The sequence below is a fragment of the Roseicella aerolata genome (assembly GCF_020523605.1).
GTDB classification, from domain to species: Bacteria; Pseudomonadota; Alphaproteobacteria; order Acetobacterales; family Acetobacteraceae; genus Paracraurococcus; species Paracraurococcus aerolatus.
Map to the genome: position 1 here is coordinate 77,115 of NZ_JAJAQI010000011.1, position 24,801 is coordinate 101,915.

A 24,801-nucleotide genomic window follows, 5' to 3' on the forward strand; every position below is an offset into this window, starting at 1 on the left:
AGGGCGGGTCGCGCAGCGGCCCTCCGGGTCTCGGCTTCGCGGCATCGGCCGCGGGCCGCAGGTCGGGACGCCATGCGCCAGGTATCGCGCCCCGCCGCGATCCGCCCGGTCACACAAAGGCAATCCAGCGGCCGAGGGCGAGCGCACCGAGCCAGAGCAGCAGGGAGGCGAGGCCCGCCAGGCGCGTCGCCCCGCGGCCCGGCCGCAGCGCCGCCGGGTTCCGCCGCCAGCGCCATTCGAAGACCAGCGCATGCAGGCTGGCCAGCGCCACCACCAGCAGCTTCAGCCGCATCGCCGGATTCTCGACATACTCGAAGGGCCGCACGGCGAAGAGCAGCAGTCCCGTCGCCATGGCCAGGGCGAGCCCAAAGGCCGCCGCCCGCCGCAGGAAGCGCAGCCCCGCCGCGTCCAGCCGGCGCAGCGCGCCGATGAGGTGCAGATCCACCAACAGGATGGGGCCGAGCAGCAGGGCAAGGCCGAGCACATGCGCGGCCGAGGCCGCGGCATAGAGCGGCGCCGAGCGCGCCAGGCGGGAGGCGAGGCCAAGCGCCTCCAGCGCGCCGAGCGCCGCCTCCAGCACGGCGCGGCGCCTCAGCCCTTCCGCTTCGGCGGGTCCCGGCTCAGCCCCTTCGCCGCGAGCGCGCGCTCATACTCCGCCCATCGCTCCGCCTGCTCCCGGCCCAGCGCATGCAGATAGGTCCAGGAATAGATCCCGCTGTCATGCAGGTCGTCGAAGACGATGCGGATGGCGTAGTGCCCGACCGGCTCGGCGCGCAGGATGCCGACCTCCCGCCGCCCGGCGAGGATCACCTTCTGGCCCGGCCCATGCCCCTGCACCTCAGCCGAGGGACTCTCGACCCGCAGGTATTCGGCCGGCAGGGCGAAGCGGCTGCCGTCGTCGAAGGCAACCTCCAGCACGCGCTCGGCGCGCTTCAGCCGGATTTCGGTGGGTGTGGGCATGGTCGCTGGCGTCCCGGTGCTGGCGGCGCGGCGGGGTCGGGGGCCGGCCTCATACCGGCCGCACGAATGCTTGGCCCATGGTCGGCGGTCGTGCGGCCGGTATGACTCTCTTGTTTCGCGCGCAGCCGCCACACCAACCCTGCGCGCGATACGTGCCGCGGAAAGTCAGAACTTTCCGCGGCACGTATCAGCCGTCGAGCGGCCGCGCCTCGTCCGGCAGCATGATCGGGATGCCGTCCCGGATCGGATAGGCCAGCCGCGCGGAGTCGCTGATCAGCTCGCCGCGCGCCCGGTCGTAGCGCAGCGGGCCCTTGGTGACCGGGCAGACCAGGATTTCCAGGAGGGCGGGATCGACCTCGCCGCCGGGGGCAGGCCCCGGGCCGGACGGGGGAGTGGCTTGGGTGTCGCTCATGATGCGCCAGTGTAGCCTGTCTGCCGCGCGGGCACAGGCCTTCGCCGGGTTCGGGACGACAGCAGGCGCGACGGCCGGCGCCGCAGGCCCGCCCCGCCGGATCCCTTCCGCGATCCGCCCTAGCTCGGCCGGCGGTCGGGCGGCAGGTCGCCCGCGCCCGGCTCGGGATGCGCGCCCATCTGCAGCAGCGCCACCAGCATGGCCGCCCGCGCCTCGGGCGTCGCCGCCTCCAGCAGCGCCTGCTTCTCCCGCACCTCGAAGGGGCAGACCATGGCCAGCGTCAGGACCAGCAGCTGGTCGGAGGTCTGCTCGATCGCCTCCCAATTCGCCTCGATCCCACGCGCCTTGAAGAAGGGCCTGAGCGCGCCGAGCAGCGCCGGCCTGTCGATCCCGGCCGGCGTCCCGGAGGGATCGAGATCCGCCTCGAAGCCGGCATAATCGGCCCGCACGCGCCGATAGCCGCGGCGCATCGGGAGTTCCTCCGCCACCCGGAACCGGATCACGCCGGTGAGCGTGATCAGCAGCCGCCCATCCTCCGTCTCGGCGAAGGAGGAGAGGCGGCCGAGGCAGCCGATGCGGTAGAGCCCCGGGCCGGTCTCGCCGCGCGGCGCCCCCGGCTCGGGCTGGATCATGCCGAACATCCGCCCGGCGCCCAGGCTGTCGAGCGTCATCGCGAGGTAGCGCGGCTCGAAGATGTTCAGCGGCAGGCGGCCGCCGGGGAGGAGCAGGGCGCCGGAGAGCGGGAAGACCGCGATCTCCGGCGGCAGCTGATCCAGGGTGGGGTGGAAGGCGGCCACCGTGCCGGGGACCTACCGGAACAGCAGCGAGGACAGCTTGCGCCGCCCCGCCTTCGCCGCCGCGTCCTCGAAGCCCCAGGCCTCGAAGAATTTCAGCAGCTGCTTGCGCGCCGCCTCGTCGTTCCAGGCGCGGTCGCGACGGATCGCCTCCAGCAGCGCATCCACCGCCGCCTCCCGGTCGCCGGCGGCGTTCAGCGCGACCGCCAGGTCGATCCGCGCCTGATGGTCATCCGGGTCGGCGGCCAGGCGCTGCTCGAACTCCGCCAGCTTGGCGCGGGCCTTGCGGCCCTCGGCCGCCAGTTCCAGCGCGGAGCGGACCGAGGCGATCTCGGCATGGTCCTTGAGCTTCGCCGGCACGGCGGAGAGCACCTGCAGCGCCTGGTCCTCCTGGCCCAGCGCCATGAGGCAGCGGGCGACGCCGGCGAAGGCCTCCGGGTTCTCCGGCTCCTGCTGGGCGAGGGCGCCGAAGAGCTGCAGCGCGTCCTGGTGGTCGCCTTCCTCGAGCGCCTGCTTGGCCTCGGCCAGCAGGTCGGCGGTCGGCATCTGGCCGCCAGCCGCCTTCAGCAGGCCCTCGATGAATTTCTTCACCTCGCCCTCGGGCAGGGCGCCCTGGAAAAGGTCGAGGATCTGGCCCTGCCAGAAGGCGACGACCGTCGGCACGCTCTGCAGCGGCAGGCCCATCTGGGTGAGCTGCTGCACCAGGCCGCGGTTCTTGTCGATGTCGATCTTGACCAGGCGCACCCGGCCGCCGGCGGCGCGCACCACCTTCTCCAGCGTGGGCGTCAGCGTCTTGCAGGGACCGCACCAGGTGGCCCAGAAATCGACCAGGACGGGCACCTCGCGCGAGGCGTTCACCACATCCTGCATGAAGGTCTTCTGGTCGCCGTCCTTGATCGGATCGGGGCCGCCGGCCGCGGCGGCGGGGCCAGGCCCCTGGCGGTTCGGGTCGAAGATGACGTCCATGGCGGCAGTTCCTCGGGTCTTGGGTCTTACATGCCCCCACATCGCGCGGGGACAATGGGGCATCGGCCATCCGGCGGCCGGGCACGGCCCGCACCGCCTGGCCGGATCGGGCAGAGACTAGGCCAGAGCCCGCGGGCCGGAAACGCCCGGGGGCCCGGTGCGGCCGCCGCGGCATGGGCGGCGCGCGGTCAGCCGGCCGGCGGCGGGACCTCCAGCAGTTCCGGCGCATGGCCCAGGCTCTCCAGGAAACGCAGCAGCCCGGCCGGCCGGATGGCCGTGGTCATGCTGTTGACCAGCGGGTGGAAATGGACCCAGCCGTGGTCCCGCAGCAGCCCGGCATCCAGCACGATGCGCACCGAACCGGGCGGCGCGTTGACCATGCCGAAGGGCGTGACCGAGCCCGGCTCCACCCCCAGCAGCGCGCGCAGGTCCTCGGCCGGCGCCATCTCCACCCGGCCGGCCCCGGCGGCGCGGGCGAGGGCATTGACCGAGACCTGCCGGTCCTCCTCCAGCACCGCCAGCAGATGCGGCCCCGGCCCGCGCTTCGCCGGCCGCAGGAACAGGTTCTTGCTGTGCCCGCCGGGGAGGCTGCCGCGCAGCGCGCGGCTCTCCGCCACGGTGAAGACCGGCGGATGGGTGGTGGTGCGCGTCTCGAGGCCAAGCGCCTCGAGCCGGGCGAGGAGGCCTTCCGGGGATTCGGGCATGCGGGGCATTCCGTTGGCGGGGGTGGCTGTCTTGCCCCTGGCCGCCGCGCGCGCAAGCCGTCCCGGGCAAGGATGAAGCGGCCGGGCGGTCGGCTGGCCTGGATCATGTTGCCCGGCATAGGTCCTGACCCGCAGCCGCAATCGGCGGCTGAGGCCGCGAAGACGTCCCGCGGCCCATGCCGCGCAGCCAAGCCGTCGGAGGCGGCACCTGAGGCCGCGCAAATGCGCTGGCATTCATGCGGAACAGGATAGGAGGAGGGCAGGCCGGATGGCCCGCCGCACGCGATCGCGCATCGCCCCCATGCGGAGATGCCGGCGCGGAGAGGGCGGAGGCGGAGCCGGCGGCCTTGTTGCCATGCATCGCAGGCGTGGCGACACCACGGGCCATCGCGGCGCCCAGGAACCATTGCCGTGACACGGCGTCATGCCCTCGGCCCGCCCGCCGCCGCCCGGGGTCATGCGGCCGGCGCGGAGCTGGCGGCCGGCAGCCGCCCGCGCCGTGCCTCGACGCCGGAAGGAAGCGGGCCTACAGCCCCAGCCCCGCGCGCCGGGCCGCAACCCGGCGCCAGAACCAAGTTCCGCCGGAGACCAGAGCCATGCGCCGCCGCGCCCTTCTCGGCCTTGCCGCCGCCAGCCTCGCCTCGCCCGCCTTCGCCCAGGGGAATGCGGCCTGGCCGACCCAGCCGTTCCGCATCGTCGTGCCTTTCGCCGCCGGCGGCCCCACCGACATCCCCGCGCGGCTGCTGGCGGAGGAGCTGGGGAAGGTGCTGCCGCAGCGGCCGGTGGTGGACAACCGCACCGGCGCCGGCGTGGTGGTCGGCACCGATCTGGTGGCGAAGGCCGCCAAGGACGGCCACACCGTCCTCTACACCACCGTCGCGCATTCCGCGCTGCGCGCCCTCTTCGCCCGGCTGCCCTTCGACCCGCTGGCCGATCTGGAGCCGGTCGCGCTGGTTGGTGTGATTCCCATGGTGCTGATGGCCAACAAGGACCTGCCGGTGAAGAACCTGCAGGAGCTGATCGCGCTCTACCGCGCCAATCCGGGCAAGTACGACTACGGCAGCGCCGGCAACGGCTCCGCCCTGCATCTCGCGGCCGAGCTGTTCCTGCGGGAGGCCGGCGGCCTGAAGGTCACGCACGTGCCTTATCGCGGCTCCGCCGCCGCCATGCCGGACCTGCTGAACGGCACCACCGCGATGATGCTGGACGTGGCGAACAACACCCTGCCCTATGTCCAGCGCGGCGATGTGAAGGGTCTCGCCGTCAGCTCGCAGCAGCGGATCCCGCAACTGCCGGAGGTGCCGACCTTCGCCGAGGCCGGGCTGCCGGGCTACGAGGCCTATACCTGGCACATGGTGATGGTGCCGCGCGGCACGCCGGAGCCGATCATCCGCGCGATCAACGCCGCCATCAACGGCGTGCTCGCCAAGCCCGATGTGCAGAAGCGGCTGGAGGAGCTGGCCCTGCAGGTGCGCGCCGACAGCACGCCGGAAAGCGCGGGGCAGTGGCTGCAGGCCGAGACGGCAAAGTGGGAGCCGATCATCCGCGCGGCCGGCATCAAGCCGGACTGAGCAGCCGCGCGACCTGGGATCAGGTCAGGGCGGGCGGCCCATCCCCGGGCGCCTTTGCCCGACCTGGAGCGGATCGCGGATGGGCATGAACGGGGCCCCCTCACGCGGAAGCGGAACCCGGCCCGACAAGGAATAACCGGCAGCGGATCTGCGTTCGGCCCCGGACGCAATCCGCCGTGGCGGGAAAGCGCCGGGCCCGTGCCGACCCGGCCCCCGGCGGAGCCTGGCTTGGAACCGCACATCATTCTGCCCATGCGGGGAGCGACGATGCGCGAGGCGGCCTGCCCAGGCAGGCCATGCCGGCCCTGCAGGGGTCGCGGCGCGTGACGCCGTGCAGGATGTGGACCGGCTTCGGCTCGCGACATGCCGTCGCAGCCATCCGGCGCTCTCCCTTTCTTTCTTCACAATGGCATCAAGGTGGAAAAGTAGCGCCAAAAATCGCGTGAAGGTTGTTGAGTTCGCGACCCACGCAACGCGATGGTTGTGTCAGGCACAACATCGGGTTGCGCCCAGGGCGGCCCTCTTCCGCAGAGGCCGTTTACCAGAACGAAGCCGGACTGCGGAGCAATCATGACCGTGATGAATGCGCTCTCGGTGCCGCTGGCCTTCTCGGCCAGCCCCACCCGCTGGTTCTCGTCCACGACCGCGAATGCCCTCCTCCTGGGCACGGCGGGGCCGGATTCGCTCTCCGCCTCGGGCGCGAATTCCACGCTGATCGGCGGCGCCGGGGACGATACCTACACGCTCTGGACCAATTCCAGCCTGATCATCGAGGAGGCTGGCGGCGGGATCGACACGCTGGTCAGCTACAGCCTGCGCCCGGTCTGGTTCGCGCATCTGGAGAACATGGAGGTCCGGTCGAACAACGCGGCCGCCCGCGGGAACGAGCTCGACAACATCATCATCGGCGGCAGCGGCGCGCAGACGCTGAGCGGCGGCTTCGGCAACGATGTGCTGACGGGCGGCGCCGGGGCCGACCTCTTCGTCATCCGCAAGGGCGAAGGCAGCGATGTCATCACCGATTTCACGCCCGACACCGACCGGCTTCGGCTGGAGGCCTATGGCATCCACAGCTTCGCCGCGTTCCAGGCGGCCATGACCCAGGCGGGCAGCGACACCATCGTCAATCTCGGTGACGGCGAGGTTCTGGTGCTGCGCAACCTCGCCGCCTCGGCCCTGACGGCCGGCGATGTCATGCTGCCAATCGATCCTTCCATGCCCGGGATGCGGCTGACCTTCAACGAGGAATTCGACGGCTTCAGCGCCTCCGCCACCGGGTCCGGCACCGTCTGGAAGACCACCTACAAGATCAACGACCAGCTGCGGACGCTCAGCAGCAACAAGGAGGCGCAGTACTATTCCGACTCCTCGGTCGGGGTGAACCCCTTCAGCCTGCAGGACGGCATCCTGACCATCACCGCCGCGCCGGGCAGCAACCCGCTGAACCTGCCCTACAACTCGGGCGCCATCACCACCGCGAAGTCCTTCGGCCAGCAATACGGCTATTTCGAGGTGCGGGCCCAGCTGCCGGCCGGCCAGGGCTTCTGGCCCGCCTTCTGGCTGCTGCCCACGACCGGCGCCTGGCCGCCCGAGATCGACATCTTCGAGGTGCTGGGCCATGACACGGGCACGATCCATACCTCGCTCCACAGCACGGTCGTCCCGAAATCGACGCTCGGCACCGCGGTCTTCACCGATGTCTCGGCCGGCTTCCACACCTACGGGCTGGACTGGCAGGCCGACAAGATCCGCTGGTACTTCGACGGCACCCTGATCTCCGAGGCGACGACGCCCTCCGACATGCGGCAGCCGATGTACATGCTGCTGAACCTCGCGGTGGGCGATGCCGGAAGCTGGCCGGGCCAGTACGATCCCGGCATGCCGACCGGCCGGATGCTGATCGACTATGTCCGGGTCTGGCAGACCGGCAGCGGGGCCACGCTCGGCTCCTGGGTCCTCGGCCCGGATGACGTCGCCGGCTTCGGCGGCACCTATACCCTGAAGGCGGATGGCACCGGCGCCACCTACAATTTCAGCAAGTCGATGATCGCGCTGCGCATGGACAGCACGGCCTTCGCCACCAGCCTGGTCCATACCTTCACCGGCACCATGCTGGGTGACGTGGTCATCGGCGGATCGGCGCAGGTCAATGGCAGCCTGGGCCAGGGCGACGACATCTTCTACTTCGGCCCGGGCCTGTCCCGCGTGAACGGCAATGCCGGGAACGACACCTTCGTCTTCACCGCCGGCCAGATCGGCAAGAGCGCGATGATCCTCGACTTCCGGGCCGATCTGTCCGATGGCGGCGAGCACGACCTGCTGCGCTTCGAAGGCTTCTCGGCCGCCGCACGGCTGGACTATGCCGGCACCTCGGCCAGCAACCCGACCTACCAGTACTACAAGGTGGTGGACGGGGCCTATGTCTCGCCCGTGATCACCGTGGTGGTGGTCAACACGACGGCGCCGCTCTCCACCCTGGACTACGTCTTCGCGAATTGAGGTCCGGCGCGACGCTCCGGCGGCGGGATCACGCGCGCTGTCATGGTCGTGCCGCCGGCACGCGCGGCCATCCCGCCTGCGGGCCGGATGGCACCGTCGCCGCTGCGGCTGCCGTTGTCCCAACATGCCCGTGAGCAACCAATACCTCCCGCCGTATCACCACTGCGGCGCCATGTTCTCGTCGGATTCCTGGCCTTGAACTGTGCGGGAAAAGACGCCGGAGCATGTCCGGCTCACGCGGCGAAATTCACGGGACAGGAGAGAATTAGCGATGAAGATCGCGCAGATCGCGCCCTTGGCTGAGGCCGTGCCGCCCAAACTCTATGGTGGAACGGAACGCGTTGTTTCCTACCTGACGGAGGAGCTGGTCGCGCTCGGCCATGACGTCACGCTGTTCGCCAGCGGCGATTCCATCACCGCCGCGACGCTGGCGCCGATGTGCCGGCAGGCGCTGCGCCTGGACAAGAGCATCGGCGACGGCAACGCACCGGTTTTCCTGATGCTGGAACGGGTGCTGCGGCGCGCGCATGAATTCGACATCCTGCATTTCCACCTCGACTACATGCCGTTCTCGCTGTTCACCCGGCAGCCCACGCCGCATGTGACGACGCTGCACGGCCGGCTGGACCTGCCCGAGATCTGGGACCATTACGAACTCCACTCGCAGGTGCCGCTGATCTCCATTTCGGACAGCCAGCGCCGGCCGATGGCCTGGGCAAACTGGGCGCGGACCATCCATCACGGCCTGCCGGAGAACCTGTTCCGCCCGGTGGCGGGCGCGAAGCCCGGCTACCTTGCCTTCCTCGGCCGCATCTCGCCGGAGAAGCGGGTGGACCGCGCCATCGAGATCGCCGGCCGCGCCGGCATGAAGCTGAAGATCGCGGCCAAGGTGGACCGGGCCGACCGGGACTACTTCGAGCAGCGGATCGAGCCGCTGCTGAAGCTGCCGCATGTCGAGTATATCGGCGAGATCGCCGACCACCAGAAGGCGGAGTTCCTGTCGGGCGCGCATGCCCTGCTCTTCCCGATCGACTGGCCGGAGCCCTTCGGGCTGGTGATGATCGAGGCCATGGCCTGCGGCGTGCCCGTCATCGCCTTCAACCATGGCTCGGTGTCGGAGGTGATGGAGGACGGCGTGACCGGCTTCATCGTGGATGGGATGGAGGCGGCCGTCGCCGCGGTGGACCGGCTGCCGCTGCTGTCGCGGGAGGTGGTGCGCCGCCGCTTCGAGGCGCGTTTCACGGCGCGGCGCATGGCGGAGGATCATGTCGCGCTCTATGAGCGGCTGGTCCGCGCGGCGCATCCCCGCATGCAGGCGATCGCCGCGGAGTAGGGCGCGCGCCCGGCCGCAACCGGCCCGGTCCAGGCCCAGGCCGGGTGGGCTCGGACCCGGGAAGGGCGGCGCCCTTTCCCGGCCATGCCGCCTTCGCGCCGGCCGCGCAGCATGGAACGGCCCGGCCGCCGCTTGCCGGGCCGTGCCGCGCCCCGGGGCGTTTCCGCCCTGCGGCGGCCTGCCCTCAGGCCACCAGCACCGCGCCGATCTCGCCGTGCCGCCCGGGCACGCTCATCGCCACCGAATCCCCCGGCGCGCGCCGCAGGTCGATGTCGATGCGCGCGCCGCCGAGCGACAGGCCGCGCAGCAGCACGCAATCCAGCCCCGCCGGCAGCACCGGCCGCTCCAGCCGCACCAGCTGCGCCGCCGGATCGAAGGAAAGGCCGAGACAGGCGCCGAGCAGGCCGATCGGCGCCGCCGCCGCCCAGGCCTGCGGCGCGCAGGCCACCGGATAGGCCGTGGGCCCCTGGCCGCCGCGGCGCGGGAAGCCGCAGAACAGTTCCGGCAGCCGCCGCAGGTCGAGCCTGGCCGCGGCCGCCGCCAGCCCCTCCAGCAGCCGCGCCGCCGCGGCGCGGTGGCCATAGCGCGCGAGGCCGAGGCCGATCAGCGCCGTGTCGTGCGGCCAGACAGAGCCGTTGTGGTAGGACATCGGGTTGTAGCGGGCCTCGGTCGTCGCCAGGGTCCGGATGCCCCAACCGGAATGGAAGCTGCCGTCCAGCAATTGCCGGGCGACGGAAGCGGCGCGCTCCGGCGTGGCGAGGCCGCCGAGCAGCACATGCCCGGCATTGGAGGCACGCACCCGGCAGGGCTGCTTGGCGCCATCGAGGGCAAGGGCATAGGTGCCGAGTTCCTCGCACCAGAAGGCGTCCTCGAAGCGGGCGCGCAGCGCCTCCGCCTTCGTCTCCATCGCCGCCGCCTCCTGCTCCGGCCGGCCGAGCGCGCGGGCGATGCGGGCGCCGGCCTGCCAGGCGGCATAGGCATAGGCCTGCACCTCGCAGAGCGCGATCGGGCCCTTGGCCAGCCGGCCATCGGCGTGGGAGACGGAATCCCAGCTGTCCTTCCAGCCCTGGTTGGCGAGGCCCGCCTCGGTCATGCGGCCATATTCGACGAAGCCATCGCCGTCGCGGTCGCCATGCCGCTCGATCCAGCCGAGCGCCGCCTCGATATTCGGCCAGAGCGGGCGGAGCGCCTCCGCATCCCCCGTCCGCTCCAGCCAGGCGCCCGCGAGGGCAACGAAGAGCGGCGTGGAATCGATGCTGCCGTAGTAGCGGCGGAAGGGCACCTCGCCGAGGATCGCCATCTCGCCGTTGCGCGTCTCGTGCAGGATCTTGCCCGGCTCGGCATCCGCCGCCGGATCGAAATCACGCGCCTGCATGGCGGCGAGGTGGCGCAGCACGCCGAGGGTGAGGGCGGGATCGAGCCAGAGCGTCAGCCAGGCGGTGATCAGGGAATCACGGCCGAAGGCGGTGCTGAACCAGGGCACCCCGGCATAGGGGAAGGGCCCCTCCGGCGTCTGAGTGCTGAGCATGGTGAGGTCGGCGCAGGAGCGCCCGATCATCTCGTTGAAGCCGGTCTCGTTGGTGGCGACATTGGCCACGCGCGCCTGCACCGCGCGGCGGGCGCGGCTGTCCTCCCAAAGGCCGCGCAGGAAGGCGGCGCGCGCCGGCATGCGCCCGCCATGGTTGGGATCGCAGCGCGCCTCCACCAGCAGGGTCCGCCGCTCGCCGGGTTCCAGCACCAGTTCGAAGACCGCGCGGTCCGCACTGATGCGGGCGGGGGCGGGATCGAAGCGCAGCCGCGTCTCCCGCCGCAGGCCGTCCAGGCCGGTATAGGCGAGGGTGATGCTGTCCTGGCCCGCCAGCGGCGGGTGCAGCGTGCCGCGGCGCGCCCGCCGCTCGCCGCGCACCTCGAAGAGATCGGCGAAATCGGAGGCGACATGCAGCGCGAGGTCGAGCCGCAGCGCCTCCTCCGCATGGCTGCGCACCGTGATCCGCTCGAAGCAGATGCCGTTGCGGAGGAATTTCGAGCGGCGGAGATGCACCCTGTCCCGCTCGAGCGGGCCGCGCTCCGGCGTGGCGGGCAGATCCGGGTTGGTCAGGTCGCAGGTCAGCACCGCGCCGTCCTCCGAGACGGCGGAACTGAGCAGCAGCGGCCGCATGCCGGCCAGCGTGAGTTCCAGCCGCGAGAGGTGGCGCGTGTCGCGGTGATAGAGCCCCTCCGGCCCGCCCGGCATGGGCAGGGCATCGCCGTTGCGGTTCAGCACCGCGAAGGTGTCATCGCCCTTCAGCACGCGCGGCCGCATCTCCTGCAGGGAGATGCTGGCGGTGATGGAGTGCGGATCCACGCCCTCCCCGTCCGGCGGTGCGAAATTCGGCTGGGGTGCGGACATGCTGGTCTCCTCGGCCCGGGTACCGCGGCGCGGCGTGCAGGTCAGGAAACGCGAAGACGCCGCGGGGCAAGCTGCCGCTTGCCAGGATGACGCATGCGTGACCTGAAGCGGCCTGGGCGAAAGGGCCCCGGTGACAACCGGAGGCGGCGCCAGAGCGGATTGCCGCAGAGTGGAAGCAACCGGAGGCGTGACCCACTTCCGTGAGTGATGGCCCGGCACGGACGGGGCCTCGGCATCCGCCGTATCGGCATGCGGGTCCTGCCCGGTCGCACGGCGGCGGCCCTGCCCGGATGCCGTCGCGCCTCCCGCACTCCATCGGCAAGGCAGGCACGCGCGAAAGGGGCATGCCGATCCCCTGCCCGAATGCCGGGGCAGACCGGGCCTGGGCGGATCGCGACGGGGCCTGAACGCCCGGGCGCGAGACACCGCTCCAGACCCAATGGTCCGCGCCGATCGGCGCCCAGGATCGGGGACTAGGGTGGTTTCCCGCTCCCGGGCGTCGTGCCCGTCGGCGATCCGCTGCATCCGCTGCCGGCATCACCCGGCCGGCGTGAAGCCCAGCGCGACCAGCCTCGCCTGCACCTCCGGCGCGCGCAGCGCGGCGAGGAAGGCCTGCACCGCCGGCCGCCCCGCCCGCGTCTCCGGCAGGAAGAAATCGTAGTGCTCCTCGGCCAGCGGCAGGAAGCCGAGGCCATAGGCCTCCGCCACGGTTGCAATGGCAACGCCCCAATCGGCGCGGCCCTGCGCCACCGCCGCGGCGACGGCGTTGTGCGATTTCGGCTGGTTGGCGTAGCCCGCCGGCCGTGCCCCGCCCAGCAGCCCATCCAGCAGGATGCGCGTGCCGCTGCCGGCATTGCGGTTGACCAGCAGGCAGGCCGGGTCGGCGGCGGCGCGGCGCACCGCCCCGGCCCCCTCCGCCCCCTCGAAGCGCGGATCGCCGCGGCGGAACACCACGCCCTGCATCCGGCGCCAGCCCGGCACCAAGCGCAGGCCGGGGCTGAGGAAGGGCGTGTTGTAGCTTCCGGTCTTCGGGTCCAGCAGATGCGCGCCGGCCAGGTCGCACTCGCCCCGCTTCGCCGCGGCCAGGCCGCCCAGGCTGCCGACGGCGAGGCTCCGCCCCCGGATGCCCTGGGCCGCCAGCGCCTCCAGCACCGCATCCAGGCCGAGGCAGTGGCTGCCGATGATGGCAAGGTCCGGCGGCCGCGCCGCGCCGATCAGCCGGACGCTGACCGGTGCGCCGGCCTCCGCCCCCTGGTCCAGCGCTGGGATGGCGAAGAAGCCATCCGCCTGGGAGAAGGCGGTGACGCTGCCCGAGCCCTTGCCGAGCGGGAAGGCGCGCAGGCCGTCCTCCGCTTCCGAGAGGGAGACCATGACATATTCCGTCCGCCCCGGCTCGCTCGGCATCCGCACCGCGAGGCGGGCCGCGACATCCGTCTCCTCGCGCGGCGGCAGGCCGGCCAGCGCCCGGATCACGGGCACGACGAATTCCTCGAAGGTGAAGACCGCGCTGGTCGGGAAGCCCGGCAGCACCACCACGGGCGTCCGGCCGATGACGGCGAGGCAGAGTGGCTTGCCCGGCTTCAGCGCCACGCCATGCACCAGGATCCCCGGTGCGCCCAGGCGCGAGAGGATGCGGTGCGAGACGTCACCCGCACCCTTGCTGGTGCCGCCCGACATCACCACCAGGTCGGCCCGGCCCAGCGCCTCCCGCACCGCCGCCTCCAGCGCCGCCTCCTCGTCGCGGAAGATGCCCATCGGCACCGGCTCGCCGCCATGCTCGGCGATGGCGGCGCAGAGGATGGCGGCGTTGCTGTCGTAGATCCCGCCCGGCGGCAGCGGCGCGCCGGGCGGCACCAGCTCGTCGCCGGTGGAGAGCACCGCGACGCGCGGGCGGCGCACCACCGGCACCTCCGCCAGCCCCGCCGCGGCCAGCATGCCGATCTCGCGGCTGGAGACGAGGGTGCCGGCGCGCAGCAGCGTCTCGCCGCGCGCGATGTCGCTGCCGGCATGGGCGATGAACTGGCCGGGCGCGGCGGGGCGGGAGAGCAGCATCTCCGGCCCCTCCGGCCCTTCCTCCAGCGCGGTGTGCTCGATCATCACCACCGCATCCGCGCCGCGGGGGATGACGCCGCCCGTGGCGATGGCGGTCGCGGTGCCGGGGGCGACCTCGATCGCGGGCGCGGTGCCGCAGGCCAGCAGCTCGGCATTCAGCCGGAAGCGGCGCGGCGCCGCCTCGCTCGCGCCGGCGGTGTCGGCGGCGCGCAGCGCGAAGCCATCCACCGAGGACCGGTCGAAGGGCGGCGCATCCGCCCTCGCCGCCACGCCCTCCGCCACCACCCGGCCAGGCGCGGCGGCAAGCGGCACGGTCTCGGCCGGCAGCGGCCGCAGGTCCAGCGCGGCGCGGAAGCGCGCCGCGGCCTCCCCGGCCGGGAGGATGTTGAGAAACTGCTCCTGCCGCGCGGCGCGGCGGATGCAATCGAGGAGCGCGGGGGCGTCGGGCATGCCGGTCATAGCGGGTGGAGTTCGACCTCGTTGCCCGCCTCATAGCCCTCCACGCCCGGCGGGACGAGCAGCAGGGCATCGGCGGCGGAGAGCGCCCCGAGCGGCAGGGCCCCGATGGCGAGCGGCTCCGCCAGGCCCGGCGCGGCAAGCCGGACGGGCACGATCTCCAGCAGGCCGACGGCGGAGGCGAGCTTGCGCGCCAGCCGGGCGCGCCGGGGCGCGGGCGCCGCGGCGCCGGCCAGGTGCCGCAGCGCGGGACGGGCCAGCAGCACCCAGGCGGCCAGCGCATCCTCGGCGCGGCCGGGCAGCAGCAGGACGGGCATCTCCCCCACGAGGCCGAAGCCCGTGCTCATGCCGGGCCGGGCGCCCAGCCCGTGCAGGACGAGGCGCCCGGCGGCCGCCAGCCCCGCCGCGCTGCGATCACCGGGGCCTTCCCCGCTGCCGCCGGCCAGCAGGACCAGGTCATGGCCGGCGGCGGCGCGCAGGGCCCCGGCGATGGCGCCGGGCTCGTCCGGCACCGGCGGCAGCCGGCAGGGCACGCCCCCCTCGGCCGCGACCAGTGTCGCAAACAGCGCCCAGAGCGTGTCGCGCGCCGGCTCCGCCGCGATCTCGTCCCCCACGGCAATCCAGGCCAGGCGCGGCACCCGCGATTCGACCGCATCGATGCCGCAGGCCGCCAGCGCCGGCAGGTCCCGCGGCGAGAGCCGTTCCCCGGCCGCGCGCAACAGCGTGCCGGCGGCGATCTCCTCGCCCGGCAGCCGCACGCCTTCGCCCGGCGCGACCGGTTCCAGCAGCTGGGCGAAGGGGCCGTCCAGGACGAGGCCGAAGGGGGGCAGCACGGCATCGCTGCCCGGGGGCAGCGGATCCCCGGCGCCCAGTCGCGCCGGCGCCACCGGCAGCGGCGCCGGCGCATAGGGGCCGGCGCCGAGCGTATCGGCCGCCGCCACCGCCCAGCCGTCACGCCGCGCGACCGGCACCGCCGGCACCGGCCCCGGCGCGGCCAGCGGCCTGGCCAGCACCCGGCCCAGGGCTTCCGCCACCGGCACCAGGCCGGGCGCGACCGGGCCCGGCAGCAGGGCGAGCAGCGCGGCCAGCGCCCGATCCGGCGCGGTCAGGCGCAGGGGCGCGCCCGTCACGGCGCCGCGCCCATCCATGGCGCGCAGGTAAGGCAGGTCATGGCGTCTCCGGTCCGGTGCCGCCTCCAGTTAGGGGCGCGGCAGCCGGCCGGCCATAGCCGCGCCGCGCGCGACAGGCTTTCATGCCGGCATCCGGCGGGCAGGCCGGCCCGGACAGGCTCGCGCTGCCGGCGCCGATCGCCGCGCCTGGCGCTCGCCGGTGCGGCACGCCCGCCCGGCCCGTTCCCATCCGCCCGCCACCCGGGCTGGTGGCAGCGCGACACCCGGCGCCGCCACGGTGCCGGGGGAACGTGCGCCGGTTGTCCGCCATCGGTGCCCCGATATAAAGGCACGGGGGCGGGAGAGCGGGGCGCGATGACTGTCTGGCTGGGTCCGGAGGAATGGCAGGCGGTGCAGCTCAGCCTGGCCGTCTCCCTCCGCTCCGTCGCCGTCTCGCTGGTGCCCGCCGTGCTGGTCGCCTGGCTGCTGGCACGCGGGCGCTTTCCCGGGCGCATGCTGCTGGACGCGCTGGTGCACCTGCCGCTGGTGGTGCCGCCGGTCGTGGTCGGCTGGGCGCTGCTGATGCTCTTCGGCGTGCAGGGGCCGATCGGCGGGCCGCTCCATGACTGGTTCGGCCTGCGCCTGGTCTTCACCACCGAAGGCGCGGCGCTGGCCACCGCCGTGATGTCCTTCCCCCTCATCGTCCGCGCCGTGCGGCTCGGCATCGAGCATGTGGATCCGGGGCTGGAGGCGGCGGCGCGCACCCTCGGCGCCGGGCCGGTGGACCGCTTCGTCACCGTCACCCTGCCGCTGATGTCGCCGGGCATCCTGGCCGGCGCCGTCACTGCCTTCGCCGCCGGCCTCGGCGAGTTCGGCGCGGTCATCACCTTCGCCTCCAACATCCCGGGCGAGACCCAGACCCTGCCGCTGGCCATCTACAGCGCGGCCCAGACCCCGGGCGGGGAGGCGATGGCGGCCCGGCTCGCCCTCATCTCCTTCGCCCTCGCCATCGCCGGGTTGCTACTGGCGGAGCTGATCGCGCGGCGGATGCATCGCCTGCTCGGCCGCGCCTGATGCTGGAGGTCGCGCTGCGCCACCGCTTCGGCGGGGCCGGGTCCTGGCGCGCCCCCCGGCAGGACGGCTTCGCGCTGGAGGCCGGCTTCACCGGCCCGGCGCGCGGCGTCACCGCCCTGTTCGGCCCCTCCGGCTGCGGCAAGAGCACCATCCTGGCCGCGGTCGCCGGGCTGCTGCGGCCGGCGGAGGGCCGCGTGGCGCTGGACGGGACGGCGCTGCTGGACACCGCGCGCGGCATCGCCCTGCCGCCGGAGCGGCGGCGCTGCGGCGTGGTGTTCCAGGATGCCCGCCTCTTCCCGCATCTCAGCGTCGAGACCAACCTGCGATACGGGCTGCGCCGCGCCCCGGCCGGCGCCGGCGGGCCGGGCTTCGGGGAGGTGGTCGCGCTGCTCGGCATCGGTCCCCTGCTGGCGCGCCGGCCCGGCACCCTCTCGGGCGGGGAGCGCCAGCGGGTCGCGCTCGGCCGCGCCTTGCTCTCCCGCCCGCGCCTGCTGCTGATGGACGAGCCCCTGGCCGCGCTCGACCATGCGCGGCGGGCGGAGGTGCTGCCCTTCCTCGCCCGGCTGCGCACGGCGGCGCAGGTGCCGATCCTCTACGTCACCCATGCGATCGAGGAGATGGATGCGCTGGCGGACCACCTGGTGCTGCTGGACCACGGGCGGGTGCTGGCGGAAGGACCGGCCGAGGCGCTCTCCACCCGCACCGACCTGCCGCTGGCGGCGCGGCGCGATGCCGGGGCGCTGCTACCCTGCCGGATCGAGGCGCATGACGCCGAGCGCGGGCTGACGCGGGTGGGCTTCGCCGGCGGCGTGCTGCTGGTCCCGTTGCGGGAGGAACCGCCCGGCACGCCGGCGCGGGTCCGGCTGCGCGCGCGGGATGTGGCGGTGGCGACCGAAGCGCCGCGGGGCCTCTCCACCCAGAACGTGCTGCCGGCGGTGCTGGCCGGGATCGAGCCGGCGCCGCATCCGCAGGAGGTCTTCCTGCGCCTCGCCCTGGGGCCGAGCCTGCTGCTCTCCCGCGTCACCCGCGACAGCGCGGGGCGGCTCGGGCTGCGGCCCGGCATGCCGCTCTGGGCGGTGATCAAGGCGGTGACCTTCGACCATGCCCTGGCGGCCCCCGAGGGCCGGGGGGAGGCCACGCCCCCGCGGGGCGGCGCCGGGGCGTGACCGCAGCGGATGGCGTTCGGAACCGAAGGCCGGCCCGCCGCAGGTCGTTGATGGCGGTGCAGAGTCCCGCCCCCGGTCGTTCGCGCCCGTCCGCGCTCTGCTTCCGCCGCGGACCTCCCGCGCCGCCGCCGGTGCCTCCCGCCCGCCGGTCCACCCCGCGCCCGCGTGATCCGGTCGCCGCCGCCCCGCAGGGTGACGGCACCGCCCGCCCCCCCATCTGCCAGGGGTGACCCAGGCCCATATCAACCGCATCGCCACCGCCCTGCCGCGGCATGAGGTGCATGACGCCTTCCGGCTCTTCGCCGGCCGGCAGATCACCGATCCCCGCACCCGCAGCGCCTTCGCGCGCCTCGCCGAGCGGTCGCAGATCGACCATCGCTTCTCGGTGCTGGAGCCGGAGGCGGATGCGACCGGCACGGTGGACGGCTTCTACCGCCTGGACCGCTTCCCCGGCACCGGGGCGCGCATGGCCCGCTACGAGGCGGAGGCGCCGGCGCTGGCCGAGGCGGCCGGCCTTGCGCTCGGGCTGGAGCGGGAGGGGCCGGGCATCACCCACCTCATCCTCGCCACCTGCACCGGCTTCGCCGCCCCCGGCCTCGACCACTGGATGATCCGGCGCTTCGGCCTGCCCGGCGCGGTGGAGCGGAGCGTGGTCGGCTTCATGGGCTGCCAGGCCGCGATCAACGCCCTCAAGCTCGCGCATCATGTGGTGCGCAGCGACCACCGCGCCCGCGTGCTGGTGCTGAACCTCGAGCTGTGCAGCCTGCACCTGCAGCCCTCGACCGGGATCGAGCAGCTGCTCTGCTTCCTGCTGTTCGCCGATGGCTGCAGCGCCGCGCTGGTGACGGCTGAGCCGCGGGGGCTGGCGCTGGAGGGTTTCCACGCCGCCCTGGTGCCGGAGGCGGCCGACCAGATCACCTGGCGCATCGGCGATGACGGCTTCGACATGACGCTCTCGGGCTTCGTGCCGCTGACGCTCGCCCGCGCCCTGCCGGGACAGGCGGGGGCGATCCTGGCCGGCGCGCCCGCGGCCGAGATCGACCTCTGGGCGGTGCATCCGGGCGGGCGCAGCGTGCTGGATGCGGTGATGCACGGGCTCGGCCTGCCGGAGGAAGCGCTGGATGTCAGCCGCGCCGTGCTCAGGGACCACGGCAACATGTCCTCGGCCACCGTGATGTTCGTGCTGGAGCGGATGCTAGCGGCGGCGCGGCCCGGCCAGCGCGGCTGCGCCCTCGCCTTCGGGCCCGGCCTCTCGGCCGAGACCATGCGCTTCCGGGTGGCATGACGTGCTGCGGCAGCGCAGCACCGAGGCCGAGTGGATGGACGACGCGGCCGCGACCGGGCCGGATTTCGCCGGCGCGCTGCGCGACCTCGCGCGGGTCAACCGCCTGACCTTCGCGCTGCGGCCGACCCTGGCGTGGCTGGAGGCGCTGCGGAGGCGGAGCGGCGCGACCGGCCTCTCGGTCCTCGATGTCGGCGCGGGCGGCGGCGACATGTTGCGGGCGATCGCGGGATGGGCGGCGCGGCGCGGCGTCGCGGTGCAGCTCACCGGCCTCGACCGCAGCCCCTGGGCGGCGCCCTATGCCGCGGCCGCCGGCACGCCGGGCGCGTTCATCACCGCCGACCTCTTCGACCTCGACCCCGCGCAGCGCTTCGACGTGGTGCTCTGCGCGCAATTCGCCCACCACCTGCCCGACCCGGAGCTGGTGCGCTTCCTGCGCTGGATGGAGGACCGCGCGCGGATCGGCTGGCTGATCTCCGACATCCACCGCCACTGGATCGCCTGGGGCTTCGCCTGGGTGGCGACGCGGGCCGCGCGCTACCACCCGATGGTGATCCATGACAGCACCATCTCCGTCGCCCGCAGCTTCGTGCGCGCGGACTGGGAGAGGCTGCTGGCCGAGGCGGGCGTCGAGGCCGAGATCCGCTGGCGCTTCCCCTTCCGCTGGACGGTCGGCCGCATCCGCGCATGACGCCGGGGGATGGAGGCATCGCCGTGATCGGCGCCGGCCCGGCCGGCTGCGCGGCGGCGATCGCGCTCGCCCGCGCCGGGCGGCGCGTGCTGCTGCTGGAGCGGCAGGCGGAGCCGCGGGAGAGCGTCTGCGGCGAATTCCTCGGCGCCGATGCGGCGGCGGCGCTGGCCGCCCTCGGGCTCGATCCCGCGACGCTGGGCGGCGTGCCGCTGCGCCGCGCGCGGGTCGGCTGGCGCGGGCGGGACGCGGCCTTCGCCCTGCCCTTCCCGGCCTGGGGCCTGCCCCGCCGGGTGCTGGACGGCGCGCTGCGGGAGGCGGCGGTGGCGGCGGGCACCGAGCTTCGGGCCGGCGCCGCGGTGCGGGGGGCGGTGCCCGGACCGGGCGGCTGGCAGCTGCGCCTGGCCGAGGGCGCGGTCACGGCACGGCAGGTGGTGCTCGCCACCGGCAAGCAGGCGCTGCGCGGCCATCCGCGTGCGGGCGCACCGGCCGGTGCGCTCGGGATCAAGCTGCATCTCGCGGGCATCGCGCCGGGGGATGCGGTGACGCTGCTGCCCTTCGCCGGCGGCTATGCCGGGTTGCAGCCCCTGCCGGGCGGCGGGGCCAATCTCTGCGCCGTCTGGCATGGCGCGCCGGGCGAGGCGGCGCGCGACCCGGTGGCCTTCCTCGCGCGCGTCGCGGCGGGATCGGCGCTCGGCGCGCGGCTGCTGGAGGGGGCGCGGCCCGTCTGGGACCGGCCGCTCGCGGTGGCGGCCGTGCCCTACGGCTTCCGCCAGCCTGCCGGAGGCCCGGCCGGGCTGTACCGTGCCGGCGACCAGGCGGCGGTAATCCCGAGCTTCACCGGGGAGGGGATCGCCCTCGCGCTGCATTCCGGCCTGACTGCCGCGGCGGCGATCCTGGCGGGGGAGGAGGCGGAGGCCTTCCATGCCGCCTGGCGCCGCCGCAGCGCCGGGCCGATGCGCTGGGCCGGGCTAGGCGCCCGGCTGCTGCGGCAGGCGCCGGCGCTCTTCGTGCGGGGCGCCGGCCTCGGCGCGGCGGCGCGGCTCATGGCGCGGCGGACGCGGATCGGCTCCGCCCCGCCATCGGCCTGGAGCGCCGTGTGGAGCATGGATGACGGACCGGCGTGAGCCTGCCCCATGCGCATGACCGGCCGGGCGCGGCCTCCGGTTCCGCAGGCCGGCCCGCAGGACTGCGGGCCGGCAGGATCCTGCTGACCGGCGCGCTGCCGCCACGCCTTCGGCGCACTGCGCCGGCCTGCGCGTGATGCCGGTTGGCGTCTGCGCCTTCCGCCGCAACGCCCCCTACAGCGGATTGCGTTCATGTCTGAACGTCCCTCCGCTGTCGCTTTCTGTCTTTCGAGCAGATTCACGCTCCCGGCCGTTCACGCCCCTCCGCGATCTGCTCCAGCCGGCTCAGTCGATGCTGAGGCCGAGCTTCGTCACCATCTGCTTCTCGTATTCCACGCGCTGCTTCGCGAAGGCCAGGTACTCCGCCGGCGGCAGGTATTCCTGCGGCATGTCCCAGCGCCGGATGATCGCCTGGCTCGCCTCGTCATGGTACGCCTTGCGGAAGGCCTGGTGCAGGAACTCGACGATCTCCGGGTCCATCCCCTTCGGCCCGGTGATGCCATAGGGCGAGGTGACGACCATGTCGTAGCCCAGTTCCCGCAGCGTCGGCGCGTCCGGGAAGCTCGGCACCCGCTCGCGGGTCCAGATGGAGAGCAGCCGCAGGTCCCCGCTCTCGACATTCGGCCGCCAGGCCTGCGCATCCGCCACCACGTCGATCTGCTTGCCGAGCAGCGCCGTCACGCCCTCCTGCGCGCCGCGATAGGGGATGTGGGTCATCTCCACCTTCTCCCGCGCCAGGATGTCCTCCATGGCGATGTGGTTGGTGGTGGCGATGCCGCTGGTCGAATAGGTCAGGCGCCCGGGGTTCTTCCGCGCCGCCTCGATCAGGTCCTTGAAAGTCCTGTAGGGGCTGTCGGCGCGCACCGCGGTGCCGAAGGTGAAGCCGCTCACCTGCATGATGTAGGTGAAGTCGGCGATCGGGTCCCAGGTCTTCAGCTTCGTCAGGAAGGGGTGGCGCAGGATCGAGAGGTGATGATGAGCCAGCGTGTAGCCGTCCGGCTGCGCCTGATTGATCAGGAAGATCGCCGCCTGGGTGCCGCGCGCGCCGGGGCGGTTCTCGACCACCACGGGCTGGCCGAGATCCTTGTTCATGACCTCGAACATCTGCCGGTGCAGCGCATCGAGCGAGCCGCCGGGCGGCCAGGGGATCAGGAAGCGGATGGGCCGGTTGGGGAAGCGGCCCTGGGCCAGGGCGGGTGCGGCCAGGCCGGCCGCCGCGGCGCCGGCCGCGAGGCCGAGCGCGCCGCGGCGCGTGAAGCAGGTCATGTCCAGTCTCTCTCCCGGTACTCTTGGTCTCAGTCGATCCGCAGGTTCAGCCGCTCGGCCATGGCCTTCTCATACTGCGCCCGGCGGGCGACGAAGTCGCGATAGGCCGCGGTGTCGTAGTATTCCAGCGGCATGTCGAACTGCTCGCGCACCCGCTCATTGGCGGGGTCGAACAGCGCCGCCTTCAGCGCGTCGTGCAGCACCCGCACCACGCCCGGATCCATCCCCTTCGGGCCCGAGAGGCCGTAGGGCGAGGTGACGACCATGTCGTAGCCCAGCTCCTTCAGCGTCGGCGCATCCGGGAAGCGCTTGGAGCGCTCGGGCGTCCAGACGCAGATCAGGCGGAGCTGCCCGCCCTCCACCAGCGGCGCCCAGGCGGAGCTGTCGGCGACGCTCATCACCTCGCCCGAAGCCACGGCGACCGCGGATTCGTTCGAGGCGCGGTAGGGGACGTGGACGATGTCGATCTTCTCCCGCGCCGCGATCTCCTCCATCGCCAGATGGTTGGTCGTGGCGATGCCGGAGGTGGCATAGGTCAGCCGCCCCGGATTGGCCCGCGCATAGGCCAGGTAGTCCGCCCAGCTCTTGATCGGCCCGTCCGCCTTGACGGCGATGCCGAACATCCAGCCGCAGAGGCCGATGATGTGGGTGAAGTCGTTCACCGGGTCCCAGGGCGGGGTCCGCACGATGAAGGGCCGGCGGATGATGGACAGGTGCATCTGGCTGATGGTGTAGCCATCCGGCCGCGCCTGGGTGGCGAGATGCATGGCCCCCATGGTGCCGGAGGCGCCGGACCGGTTCTCCACCACGACGTTCTGGCCGAGCGACCGGCCGGCGATCTCCGCCATGGAGCGGAGCTGCGCATCGGCCGAGCCGCCGGGCGGCCAGGGGACGATCAGGCGGATCGGGCGATCGGGGAATTTGCCCTGGGCCAGGGCAGGGGTGGCGAGCCCCGCCCCCGCGAGGGCGAGCAGGGTGCGGCGGCCGGGTCCGGCGGACGGCATGGTTATCCTCCCAGTGGTTGCCACCAATCTGGCAATCTCCGCGGCGGAGGAAAAGAGCCCGCCGCTTCAACGCATCACGGGCCCTCGGCCGCCGTCGCGTCGCCACCCCCGGACCTTCGGCGGCGGCCGCATCCCGGTGCGCAGGGCAAGGGGACGAAGGCGGCGCGTTCCGCCGGCGCCTCGGGCCTCGGCCGGTCGGCCATGGGGGAATCCGCCTTTTGTCAGCCTCCCGCCCCCGGTGACATGACGCCCCATCCTGGCCCGGCCGCGAACCGATCCTGGCCGCCTGCGGCCCTGGGGCGGGCCCGGCGGCGGCGCGGGGCTGCCGGCTTCCTGCCCGCGCCGGCCGCATGGCTGCCTCCCCGGCCCTCGGCGGGGTTGCCTCGCCGGCCCGTTGGCGGCACTTTCCGGCCGCTTTTCCAGGGATACCCTAGGCCCCATGCCTGAGAGCTTCGACGTCATCGTCATCGGCGCCGGCCCCGGCGGCTATGTCTGCGCCATCCGCGCCGCCCAGCTCGGCATGAAGGTCGCCTGCGTCGAGAAGCGCGCGACCCTCGGCGGCACCTGCCTCAATGTCGGCTGCATCCCCTCCAAGGCCCTGCTGCAGAGCAGCGAGCATTTCGAGGAGGCGAAGCACAAGCTGGCCGAGCACGGCGTGGTGCTGGAGGGCGTGAAGCTCGACCTTGCGAAGATGCAGGCCCGCAAGGGCGAGGTGGTCTCGGCCAATGTCAAGGGCGTCGAGTTCCTCTTCCGCAAGAACAAGGTCACCTGGCTGAAGGGCGCCGGCCGCATCGTCTCTCCGGGCAAGGTCGAGGTCGCGGGGGAGACCTATGAGGCGAAGAACATCGTCATCGCCACGGGCAGCGAGAGCACCCCGCTGCGCAATGTCGAGGTCGATGAGAAGCAGATCGTCACCTCCACCGGCGCGCTGGAGCTGGAGAAGGTGCCGGGCCACCTGGTGGTCATCGGCGGCGGCGTGATCGGGCTCGAGCTCGGCTCCGTCTGGCGCCGCCTCGGGGCCGAGGTGACGGTGGTCGAGTTCCTCGACCGCCTGGTCCCCGGCATGGACAACGAGGTGGCGAAGCAGCTCGAGCGGACCCTGACGAAGCAGGGGCTGAAGTTCAGGTTGAAGTCCAAGGTCACCGGCGCGACGAAGGATGCGGGCGGCGTGACCCTGATGGTCGAGCCCGCGGCCGGCGGCGCGGTCGAGGAGATCAAGGCCGATGTGGTGCTGCTGGCCATCGGCCGCCGCCCGCATACCGAGGGCCTCGGCCTCGAGGAGGTCGGCGTCGCGCTGGACGAGCGCGGCCGGGTGAAGACCGACGCGCATTTCGCCACCAACGTCCCGGGCATTTACGCCATCGGCGACGTCATCGCGGGCGCGATGCTGGCCCACAAGGCCGAGGACGAGGGCGTGGCGCTGGCGGAAATCCTGGCCGGGCAGAAGGGCCATGTGAACTACGCCGCCATCCCCGGCGTGATCTACACTTGGCCGGAGGTCGCCTCGGTCGGCGCGACGGAGGAGGAGCTGAAGGCCGCGGGCATCGCCTACAAGGCCGGCAAATTCCCCTTCACGGCGAATGGCCGGGCGCGCGCCATGGGCGATCTGGACGGCTTCGTGAAGATCCTGGCGGATGCCAAGACCGACCGCGTGCTGGGCGCGCATATGCTCGGCCCGGATGTCGGCACCCTCATCGCCGAGATCTCGCTGGCCATCGAATTCGGCGCCTCGGCCGAGGATGTGGCGCGCACCTGCCACGCCCACCCGACCCTGAACGAGGTGGTGAAGGAGGCCGCGCTGGCCGTGGACGGGCGGGCGCTGCACATCTAGTGCGCCGCCGCGCGCAGAGCCGCCACTCCGGCCCCCATCGTCGCGCGCTGCGATGGGGGCCCGGCCATCCCATGCGCGCGGCGCCCCCGTCCCAGCCCTCCCCCGCCTTGCGGGGGAG

At 73.3% G+C, this 24,801-nt stretch carries 20 protein-coding genes; 9 read left to right on the forward strand and 11 right to left on the reverse strand.

The window, feature by feature from the left end:
• Positions 1–109: 109 nt before the first annotated feature.
• From LHA35_RS09390 to LHA35_RS09415, 6 genes are all read right to left on the reverse strand, one after another.
• Positions 110–580, reverse strand: coding sequence for a DUF2214 domain-containing protein (locus tag LHA35_RS09390; RefSeq protein WP_226607446.1), 471 nt, complete (start codon positions 578–580; stop codon positions 110–112).
• An 11-nt stretch (positions 581–591) separates the two neighbouring features.
• Positions 592–960, reverse strand: coding sequence for a gamma-butyrobetaine hydroxylase-like domain-containing protein (locus LHA35_RS09395; RefSeq protein ID WP_226607448.1), 369 nt, complete (start codon positions 958–960; stop codon positions 592–594).
• Between the two features lie 187 nt (positions 961–1,147).
• Entirely contained in the window at positions 1,148–1,372 is a 225-nt protein-coding gene (locus LHA35_RS09400; RefSeq protein ID WP_226607452.1) for a Trm112 family protein, read from the reverse strand.
• Between the two features lie 119 nt (positions 1,373–1,491).
• Complete coding sequence (locus tag LHA35_RS09405) at positions 1,492–2,169, reverse strand: LON peptidase substrate-binding domain-containing protein (RefSeq protein ID WP_226607454.1); 678 nt, start codon at positions 2,167–2,169, stop codon at positions 1,492–1,494.
• 12 nt (positions 2,170–2,181) lie between these two features.
• Positions 2,182–3,132 (reverse strand): thioredoxin family protein, encoded by a 951-nt coding sequence (locus tag LHA35_RS09410; RefSeq protein WP_226607456.1) that lies wholly within the window; start codon positions 3,130–3,132, stop codon positions 2,182–2,184.
• Between the two features lie 188 nt (positions 3,133–3,320).
• Positions 3,321–3,836, reverse strand: a complete 516-nt coding sequence (locus LHA35_RS09415; RefSeq protein ID WP_226607458.1) for a prolyl-tRNA synthetase associated domain-containing protein — start codon at positions 3,834–3,836, stop codon at positions 3,321–3,323.
• A 596-nt stretch (positions 3,837–4,432) separates the two neighbouring features.
• Here LHA35_RS09415 and LHA35_RS09420 point away from each other — a divergent pair.
• The 3 genes from LHA35_RS09420 to LHA35_RS09430 all read left to right on the forward strand — a co-directional run bounded on the left by LHA35_RS09420 (position 4,433) and on the right by LHA35_RS09430 (position 9,239).
• A complete protein-coding gene (locus LHA35_RS09420; protein ID WP_226607460.1) occupies positions 4,433–5,407 on the forward strand; it encodes a Bug family tripartite tricarboxylate transporter substrate binding protein in 975 nt (324 codons plus the stop codon).
• Positions 5,408–5,977: 570 nt separating this feature from the next.
• Positions 5,978–7,906, forward strand: a complete 1,929-nt coding sequence (locus LHA35_RS09425) for a family 16 glycosylhydrolase (RefSeq protein WP_226607462.1) — start codon at positions 5,978–5,980, stop codon at positions 7,904–7,906.
• A 271-nt stretch (positions 7,907–8,177) separates the two neighbouring features.
• Positions 8,178–9,239 carry a glycosyltransferase family 4 protein gene (locus LHA35_RS09430; protein WP_226607464.1) on the forward strand — a complete coding sequence of 354 codons (1,062 nt, stop codon included), beginning with the start codon at positions 8,178–8,180 and terminating at the stop codon, positions 9,237–9,239.
• A 184-nt stretch (positions 9,240–9,423) separates the two neighbouring features.
• Here the strand turns inward: LHA35_RS09430 and LHA35_RS09435 are convergent, their stop codons facing one another.
• The 3 genes from LHA35_RS09435 to LHA35_RS09445 form a co-directional block, all read right to left on the reverse strand.
• Positions 9,424–11,628, reverse strand: a complete 2,205-nt coding sequence (locus LHA35_RS09435) for an amylo-alpha-1,6-glucosidase (RefSeq protein WP_226607468.1) — start codon at positions 11,626–11,628, stop codon at positions 9,424–9,426.
• Between the two features lie 537 nt (positions 11,629–12,165).
• Positions 12,166–14,130 (reverse strand): molybdopterin biosynthesis protein, encoded by a 1,965-nt coding sequence (locus LHA35_RS09440; RefSeq protein WP_226607471.1) that lies wholly within the window; start codon positions 14,128–14,130, stop codon positions 12,166–12,168.
• A 5-nt stretch (positions 14,131–14,135) separates the two neighbouring features.
• Complete coding sequence (locus LHA35_RS09445; protein ID WP_226607473.1) at positions 14,136–15,284, reverse strand: molybdopterin-binding protein; 1,149 nt, start codon at positions 15,282–15,284, stop codon at positions 14,136–14,138.
• A gap of 336 nt (positions 15,285–15,620) precedes the next feature.
• Between LHA35_RS09445 and modB the strand changes: the two genes are divergently transcribed.
• The 5 genes from modB to LHA35_RS09470 all read left to right on the forward strand — a co-directional run bounded on the left by modB (position 15,621) and on the right by LHA35_RS09470 (position 20,582).
• Complete coding sequence (gene modB, locus LHA35_RS09450; protein WP_226607476.1) at positions 15,621–16,319, forward strand: molybdate ABC transporter permease subunit; 699 nt, start codon at positions 15,621–15,623, stop codon at positions 16,317–16,319.
• Positions 16,319–17,485: a molybdenum ABC transporter ATP-binding protein gene (gene modC / locus LHA35_RS09455; protein ID WP_226607478.1), complete on the forward strand. Its 1,167-nt coding sequence runs from the start codon at positions 16,319–16,321 to the stop codon at positions 17,483–17,485. Before modB ends, modC begins: the two co-directional genes overlap by 1 nt.
• Before the next feature lie 226 nt (positions 17,486–17,711).
• Positions 17,712–18,770, forward strand: a complete 1,059-nt coding sequence (locus tag LHA35_RS09460) for a type III polyketide synthase (protein ID WP_226607480.1) — start codon at positions 17,712–17,714, stop codon at positions 18,768–18,770.
• 1 nt (position 18,771) lies between these two features.
• On the forward strand, positions 18,772–19,458 hold the full coding sequence (locus LHA35_RS09465; protein WP_226607484.1) for a methyltransferase domain-containing protein: 687 nt from the start codon (positions 18,772–18,774) through the stop codon (positions 19,456–19,458).
• Positions 19,455–20,582 (forward strand): NAD(P)/FAD-dependent oxidoreductase, encoded by a 1,128-nt coding sequence (locus tag LHA35_RS09470; RefSeq protein WP_226607485.1) that lies wholly within the window; start codon positions 19,455–19,457, stop codon positions 20,580–20,582. The genes LHA35_RS09465 and LHA35_RS09470 overlap by 4 nt, the downstream gene beginning before the upstream one ends.
• Positions 20,583–20,867: 285 nt before the next feature.
• Here LHA35_RS09470 and LHA35_RS09475 read toward each other — a convergent pair whose 3' ends face one another.
• A complete protein-coding gene (locus LHA35_RS09475; RefSeq protein WP_226607488.1) occupies positions 20,868–21,848 on the reverse strand; it encodes a tripartite tricarboxylate transporter substrate binding protein in 981 nt (326 codons plus the stop codon).
• A 29-nt stretch (positions 21,849–21,877) separates the two neighbouring features.
• A complete protein-coding gene (locus tag LHA35_RS09480; protein WP_226607490.1) occupies positions 21,878–22,852 on the reverse strand; it encodes a tripartite tricarboxylate transporter substrate binding protein in 975 nt (324 codons plus the stop codon).
• Positions 22,853–23,291: 439 nt separating this feature from the next.
• Here LHA35_RS09480 and lpdA point away from each other — a divergent pair, with 439 nt between their 5' ends.
• Positions 23,292–24,683 (forward strand): dihydrolipoyl dehydrogenase, encoded by a 1,392-nt coding sequence (lpdA, locus tag LHA35_RS09485; RefSeq protein WP_226607492.1) that lies wholly within the window; start codon positions 23,292–23,294, stop codon positions 24,681–24,683.
• Positions 24,684–24,801 lie beyond the last annotated feature (118 nt).

Bases quoted from the DNA above. Each gene is read 5' to 3' on its own strand.
- LHA35_RS09440 (WP_226607471.1), bottom strand. From the start codon at position 14,130: ATGCCCGACGCCCCCGCGCTCCTCGATTGCATCCGCCGCGCCGCGCGG.
- LHA35_RS09420 (WP_226607460.1), top strand. From the start codon at position 4,433: ATGCGCCGCCGCGCCCTTCTCGGCCTTGCCGCCGCCAGCCTCGCCTCG.
- LHA35_RS09475 (WP_226607488.1), bottom strand. From the start codon at position 21,848: ATGACCTGCTTCACGCGCCGCGGCGCGCTCGGCCTCGCGGCCGGCGCC.
- LHA35_RS09410 (WP_226607456.1), bottom strand. From the start codon at position 3,132: ATGGACGTCATCTTCGACCCGAACCGCCAGGGGCCTGGCCCCGCCGCC.
- modB (WP_226607476.1), top strand. From the start codon at position 15,621: ATGACTGTCTGGCTGGGTCCGGAGGAATGGCAGGCGGTGCAGCTCAGC.
- LHA35_RS09470 (WP_226607485.1), top strand. From the start codon at position 19,455: ATGACGCCGGGGGATGGAGGCATCGCCGTGATCGGCGCCGGCCCGGCC.
- LHA35_RS09435 (WP_226607468.1), bottom strand. From the start codon at position 11,628: ATGTCCGCACCCCAGCCGAATTTCGCACCGCCGGACGGGGAGGGCGTG.
- lpdA (WP_226607492.1), top strand. From the start codon at position 23,292: ATGCCTGAGAGCTTCGACGTCATCGTCATCGGCGCCGGCCCCGGCGGC.
- LHA35_RS09395 (WP_226607448.1), bottom strand. From the start codon at position 960: ATGCCCACACCCACCGAAATCCGGCTGAAGCGCGCCGAGCGCGTGCTG.
- LHA35_RS09430 (WP_226607464.1), top strand. From the start codon at position 8,178: ATGAAGATCGCGCAGATCGCGCCCTTGGCTGAGGCCGTGCCGCCCAAA.
- LHA35_RS09415 (WP_226607458.1), bottom strand. From the start codon at position 3,836: ATGCCCGAATCCCCGGAAGGCCTCCTCGCCCGGCTCGAGGCGCTTGGC.
- modC (WP_226607478.1), top strand. From the start codon at position 16,319: ATGCTGGAGGTCGCGCTGCGCCACCGCTTCGGCGGGGCCGGGTCCTGG.
- LHA35_RS09480 (WP_226607490.1), bottom strand. From the start codon at position 22,852: ATGCCGTCCGCCGGACCCGGCCGCCGCACCCTGCTCGCCCTCGCGGGG.
- LHA35_RS09400 (WP_226607452.1), bottom strand. From the start codon at position 1,372: ATGAGCGACACCCAAGCCACTCCCCCGTCCGGCCCGGGGCCTGCCCCC.
- LHA35_RS09425 (WP_226607462.1), top strand. From the start codon at position 5,978: ATGACCGTGATGAATGCGCTCTCGGTGCCGCTGGCCTTCTCGGCCAGC.
- LHA35_RS09445 (WP_226607473.1), bottom strand. From the start codon at position 15,284: ATGGATGGGCGCGGCGCCGTGACGGGCGCGCCCCTGCGCCTGACCGCG.